A 988-nucleotide genomic window follows, 5' to 3' on the forward strand; every position below is an offset into this window, starting at 1 on the left:
TGCTGTGTTGGATAACTATTTAAACTAGGAAAATATATAATATATTTCATGGCCTATGAGGATAACCGCAATTGGCGCGAATACAATGAGAAATTGGTTAGGCGAGGATGGTTTTACCTTAGCACTGACTTTGTGAATAATTGGGATGAAGAGCTACTGAAGATGAATAAGAACAAGAATGGCAGACCCTATCGCTATCCTGAGACATTTATTCAATTTTGTGGTTTAGCATACGCCTTTCTTCATTTACCATACAGGCAGCTCGAAGGATTTATTCAGGCGCTAAGCGGATTTGTTCCTGGGCTGTTGGCTGCCGATTATTCGACATTATGGCAGAGGATTACGAATTTGGAGTTGAATATTCCAATACCTGATAACGATTTAGTGGTCGCAGTTGACTCAACAGGAATGAAGGTTACGAATAGAGGCGACTGGATGAGAGAAAGTCATGGTGTTGAACGCAGAGGCTGGATAAAAGTGCATATCGCCGTAGATGTTGAAACAAGGAAGCCCGTAACCTTCGAGATAACCGATGAGACCGTCACTGATCATGAGATGGTAAAACCGCTGCTGGAAGATGTTAAGCTTGAAGATTCACTGATGGATGGAGCTTATGATAAGGAGGGGGTATTCGATTTCATGAAAGAGAAGGGCGTAGATATGCCTGGAATCAAGATCAGGAAGAATGCTATCGTCAAAGCAGGCTCGTCCAGAGCCGAACCAGTTCTTGAGTTTATGAAGTATGGATACCACAGTTGGAAAATTGTGCATGGATATGGAAGAAGGTGGGCGGCTGAAAGTGTATTCTCAGCAATTAAGAGGATATTTGGCGAGACTGTGAGGGCCACTTCGAAGGAAAGCATGATTCGCGAAGTACGCAGGATGTTCACATTTTATACTATAATTTTAAGCGTATAACATTATGACGAAGATTCTTGAAAGAATAAGAGAGAATATATGAATATAAAGCTACTTATCCAACACAGCA

The 988-nt window shown here is 41.4% G+C and carries 1 protein-coding gene; it reads left to right on the top strand.

What is annotated here, in order from left to right:
- The first annotated feature begins 48 nt into the window (after positions 1 to 48).
- Positions 49 to 918, top strand: coding sequence for an IS5-like element ISMth3 family transposase (locus QHG98_09720; GenBank protein ID MDH7597989.1), 870 nt, complete (start codon positions 49 to 51; stop codon positions 916 to 918).
- Positions 919 to 988 lie beyond the last annotated feature (70 nt).

The organism is Methanothrix sp., from assembly GCA_029907715.1.
GTDB lineage: Archaea > Halobacteriota > Methanosarcinia > Methanotrichales > Methanotrichaceae > Methanothrix_B.